This window comes from Anaerolineales bacterium, from assembly GCA_037382465.1.
GTDB lineage: Bacteria > Chloroflexota > Anaerolineae > Anaerolineales > E44-bin32 > WVZH01.
The window spans coordinates 1-4,883 of record JARRPX010000122.1; the positions used below are offsets into that span (position 1 = coordinate 1).

At 55.7% G+C, this 4,883-nt stretch carries 7 protein-coding genes; all 7 read left to right on the top strand.

Translation table 11 applies throughout. From position 1 onward, the window contains the following. The coding region (locus tag P8Z34_17115) for a hypothetical protein (GenBank protein MEJ2552394.1) at positions 1 to 673 on the top strand (673 nt) is incomplete at its 5' end. Between the two features lie 136 nt (positions 674 to 809). Then, on the top strand, positions 810 to 1,895 hold the full coding sequence (gene gmd / locus P8Z34_17120) for a GDP-mannose 4,6-dehydratase (protein MEJ2552395.1): 1,086 nt from the start codon (positions 810 to 812) through the stop codon (positions 1,893 to 1,895). A gap of 102 nt (positions 1,896 to 1,997) precedes the next feature. Further along, positions 1,998 to 2,480 (top strand): winged helix-turn-helix transcriptional regulator, encoded by a 483-nt coding sequence (locus P8Z34_17125; GenBank protein ID MEJ2552396.1) that lies wholly within the window; start codon positions 1,998 to 2,000, stop codon positions 2,478 to 2,480. A gap of 74 nt (positions 2,481 to 2,554) precedes the next feature. Beyond that, positions 2,555 to 3,292 (top strand): NAD-dependent epimerase/dehydratase family protein, encoded by a 738-nt coding sequence (locus P8Z34_17130; protein MEJ2552397.1) that lies wholly within the window; start codon positions 2,555 to 2,557, stop codon positions 3,290 to 3,292. Then, on the top strand, positions 3,220 to 3,561 hold the full coding sequence (locus P8Z34_17135) for a GDP-mannose 4,6-dehydratase (GenBank protein MEJ2552398.1): 342 nt from the start codon (positions 3,220 to 3,222) through the stop codon (positions 3,559 to 3,561). The genes P8Z34_17130 and P8Z34_17135 overlap by 73 nt, the downstream gene beginning before the upstream one ends. 57 nt (positions 3,562 to 3,618) lie before the next feature. Continuing rightward, a complete protein-coding gene (locus P8Z34_17140; protein MEJ2552399.1) occupies positions 3,619 to 4,641 on the top strand; it encodes an SDR family oxidoreductase in 1,023 nt (340 codons plus the stop codon). Between the two features lie 29 nt (positions 4,642 to 4,670). Next, a partial coding sequence (locus tag P8Z34_17145) for a sugar nucleotide-binding protein (protein ID MEJ2552400.1) occupies positions 4,671 to 4,883 on the top strand: 213 nt, incomplete at its 3' end.

Consider the following 4,883-nt stretch of genomic DNA (forward strand, 5'->3'; position numbering starts at 1 on the left):
TGAAGGCTTTTCCAGAACCGGTTTCATGATCATTGTCCAATGGATTGAATCTCTGTCCGCAAATGACAAACTGATAATCATCGCCGGCCAATCTGATTGGACGCGGCATTTATTCCGCAGCACACCGGAATGGGCGCATTATCCCGTTTTTGTCTTATACGGTATTTTCAGGCCTTTCCTTCCGGCGGCGATCATCGACAGCGGCGCGCCGTTGTGGCGGATCATCGCCCTGTGGCGAGGGTTGGGTTGGTTCTCGCTGCTGCCGTTCTTGTTGTATGCGCCATTTGCCGCTGTGCGGCACACCAGATGGCGTAGCCTGCCTACGGGATTGTCTCTACTCACGTGGATTACGATATTGATTTCTTCCTACCGTGGGGCGGGCGATCAATGGGACAACCCCAGATATCGAACGGCATTCATCGCTTTACAGGCTGTGCTTGTGGGCTGGGCGTGGGTTACATCGCGGGAGAAGAAGGGTCGTTGGCTGCCGCGAATGGCCATCCTCGTCCTGAGCGTTACCGTGCTCTTTACGTTGTGGTACGCATTTCGTGGGCGGTTGCTTCCGGTCTTCACACCCATGCACATGATCGCCAGTATGGCCGCGTTCATCGTTTTATTCTTCCTGTTTCATCTCGTACGCGATTTTTATCGTTCCCGTAAAGTCACAACTTGACGGATTCTACAAGAAGTGTATAATTCAGTTTCTGAATTATAAAAACCTCGTCCTTGGCGGTTCGTAATATCGTGTCGAATTGGAAAGACGGGTACCGTCCCAGCGATCTTTACCTGGAATTAAAAGAGGAGTTTCCATGCCGAGAGCTTTAATTACCGGGATCACGGGTCAGGATGGCTCATATCTCACTGAGTTTTTACTCAGCAAGGGCTACGAGGTCCACGGAATGATCCGTAAAGCCAGCACGTTCAACACGGGCCGGATCGATCACATCTATCAGGACCCCCATCGTCCGGAAGCTCGCATGTTCCTGCATTACGGGGATCTGGCCAGCGCCGAGGTGCTCACCAATCTGATCTACAACGTCCAGCCTGATGAAATTTACAACCTGGGCGCGCAGTCACACGTCAAGGTGAGCTTCGAGATGCCGGAGTATACAGGCACGGTAACGGGTTTGGGCACGGTGAGGATCCTCGATGCCATACGCCGCAGCGGGATCGAGGCTCGTTTCTACCAGGCATCGTCGAGCGAGATATTTGGTAATTCTGAACCGCCGCAGAACGAGAACACGCCTTTTCGACCGCGCAGCCCCTATGCCATCGCCAAAGCGTACGCTTACTGGATCACCGTCAACTACCGCGAATCCTACGACATGTTCGCCGTCAACGGCATACTTTTCAACCACGAAAGCCCGCGGCGCGGTGAGACCTTCCTGACCCGCAAGGTGACCCGTGCGGTCGCGCACATTCTGGCCGGGATGCAGGCCAAACTCTACCTGGGCAATCTGGATTCGCGAAGGGATTACGGCTACGCGCCCGAGTATATCGAGATGATGTGGCACATGCTGCAGCAGGAGGTGCCGGATGACTTCGTCATCGGCACGGGCATCGCGCCGACGATGCGAGAATTCGTGGAAGAGGCATTTTCTTACGCCGATCTGGATTGGCAGGAATACGTCCAGATCGATCCGCGTTACTACCGACCGGCCGAAGTCGATTACCTGCAAGCCGATGCCAGGAAAGCGCGCCAGGTGCTGGATTGGAATCCGAAGATTACTTACAAAGACCTGGCGCGTATCATGATCGATGCGGACATGCAGGCGGTGGGCCTGGAACCGATTGGCAAGGGGTTGGAAATCCTGCGGGATAACTTCAGCGGATGGCATCGTTGGGACAATAGCGTAACCGCATTGCTCAATTCTTACAGCAATGGGATCGAATAATTCCGATCGTTTACCCTCTGATCGCCGCCAACCGTTTTGGGGGATCGGTGATGTCGATCGTGGGAATGTGGATCCGATGGAAGTGCTTGTGAGGTAGTATCAATGGCTGCGGATGAAAACACACAGACGATTCGAGACCTGAATTTATTGGAACACATCGAGAAGGATCCCGACATCACGCAAGCCTCTTTGGCTGCGAAACTCGGTGTGGCTGTCGGAACCGTCAACTGGCATCTCAAGCGTCTGATTAAAAAGGGATACATCAAGGCGAAGCGAGCGGAGCGGAAAAAACTGCGCTACATCATCACTCCGCAGGGGATTGCCTTGCGCGCCCGTTTGACCGTGGCCTACGTCGAGAATTCGATGACCCTTTATCGTCAAATCCGCCAGGAGGCACGCGAGGCGTTATCCGTGGCGCAAAAGAACGGACACAAGAAAGTGGCAATCCTCGGAAAGGGCGACATCGCCGACGTTTGCCGCCTCACTTGTTTGGAACAGGGCTTCTCCGTGGTCGACGTTCCCGAAGACGACGAGGTGCCCGTGCTCGAAATTGATGGAAAGAAGATCCATTTATCGAACCCTTAAATTCGATCACGATGAGTGAAGAGAAGCGGCAAGATCCAGGAATTCAAAGGAAACTGGATGAGGAGGGTAGTGAAATGCCAGAGCAACGTAGAGTGCTGGTCACAGGGGCCGGCGGCTTCATCGGCTATCACCTGGTGCAGTTTTTAAAGGAACACGATTATTGGGTCCGCGGCGTAGACATCAAACTGCCCGAGTTCGGGGAAACGCACGCGGATGAATTCGAGTTGTTGGATCTGCGCAGGTGGGCAAACTGCCTGCAGGCGACCCGGGACGTGGAACATGTGTATGCCCTCGCGGCTGACATGGGCGGAATGGGGTTCATCTCCTCGAATCACTCCCGCATCCTGCGCAACAATTCTCTGATCAACATCCATTCGCTGGACGCGGCGCGCATCAATGGGGTGAAACGCTACCTGTACACCTCGTCGGCGTGCGTCTACCCGGAGTATCTCCAGGAAGATACGGAGGTGACGCCGCTCAAGGAGGAGGATGCCTACCCGGCACAGCCGCAAGATGCGTATGGCTGGGAAAAGCTCGTCACTGAACGACTCTGCACCCACTATCGCCAGGATTTCGGCATCCAAACCCGGATCGTGCGCTTCCATAATATTTTTGGCCCGCAGGGAACATGGGACGGCGGCCGCGAGAAAGCGCCCGCGGCCCTGTGCCGTAAGGTGGCGATTGCGAAGAAAACCGGAAATCCCGAGATCGAGATCTGGGGCGAAATCCCGAGATCGAGATCTGGGGCGACGGCGAACAGACTCGCTCCTTCTGCTACATCGATGACTGCCGTGTGGGCATCTACAAATTGATGCAGTCGGATTTCCACGATCCGCTCAACCTCGGCCAGGATCGCTTGATTTCGATCAACGAATTGGCCGACATCATCGCAGACGCCGCCGGGATCGAAATCAAGAAGAATCACATCGAGGGCCCGCAAGGCGTTCGTGGACGAAATTCGGATAACAGCCGCTTGAAGAAGGTTTTGAAGTGGGAGCCGGAGATCTCCCTCGAGCAGGGCCTGGCGCAGACGTATGAATGGATCGAGGCGCAGGTGATGCAGAAGTATTTCTCTGAATAGCGGCAACAGATCCGGACAGGTGGGCAGTATGAACAAGGGACTCGAGCAGCATCTATCATGAAGCGGCATGTGATCGTCACGGGTGGAGCGGGATACATCGGATCGATGTTGGTGCCGGCTTTGCTGTCGCGCGGAGATTGGGTGACGGTCATCGACAAGCTGTTGTTCGGCGGCGGGTCGCTCCTGGCTTATGTATCTCACCCGATGTTCCATTTCGTCCGAGAAGACGTGCGGGAATCCGGCGTCATCGAACGAGCCGCAGCGGAAGCGGCTGCGAAGGGAGCGCCCGCGCCGTCGGCGGTGATTCATCTGGCGGCCATCGTGGGCTTTCCGGCTTGTAAGATCGCGGGAAAGGAAACCTCGTGGGCAACCAACGTCGACGCCGTGGAGCGCACATTCCAGGCGGCAGATCGGCTCGGTGCGGAACGGCTAATCCTCGCATCGACGTACAGCGTATACGGGATCGCCGATGACGGCGCTCCGGTTACCGAGGAATCGGCGCTTCATCCGCAGTCGTTGTACGGTGAATCGAAGATCGCTGCGGAGGAAATACTTCTGGAAGCAGCGAATTCGTCCGCGTGTGCGCCGTTGATCTTCCGTTTTTCGACCTTGTACGGGGTATCGCCGCGGATGCGCTTCGACCTGATTGTCAACCAGTTCACGCTTGAAGCATTCACCCAGGGTGAATTGATGATATTCGAAGGGCAGCTCTCGCGTGCCTTCGTGCACATCCGGGATGTCATCGACGGGCTGCTCATCGGCCTCGATACGCCGCCGGACAAAATCCGGGGCCAGATCTACAACCTGGGCCATGAGGCCGGGAATCTCACGAAGGACGAAGTCGCCGCATTGATCTGCCAGGCGCTGCCCGAAACCAAGGTTCATCACGAACAGATGAGTTTCGACGGCGATATGCGCAACCTTCAGGTTTGCTTCGACAAGATCGAGCACGAACTTCAATTCCATGCCAAACGTACGGTATCGAACGGGATCGACGAGGTTCTCCTGGCATTGCGTGAGGGTATGCTAACAGAACCCGATCGAGTGGAATTTCGCAACGCGCCTTCGATCGTGCCCTGAAAACTGTATGATTTTATGAGGAAGCCGGTATGCCTGAAGAAGTAAAACCTGATGAATTTTGGGGAATACGACGCGTCCTCGTGACGGGCGGCGCCGGTTTCCTCGGGGGCTACGTGGTGGACAAACTGCGCCGGCGGGACGTGAAGGAGATTTTCGTCCCAACCATCGAGGAGTACGACCTCGTACAGTTGGAAGCCATCAAGCGCATGCTGCGGGACTCCCGGCCGGACGTCATCATCCAT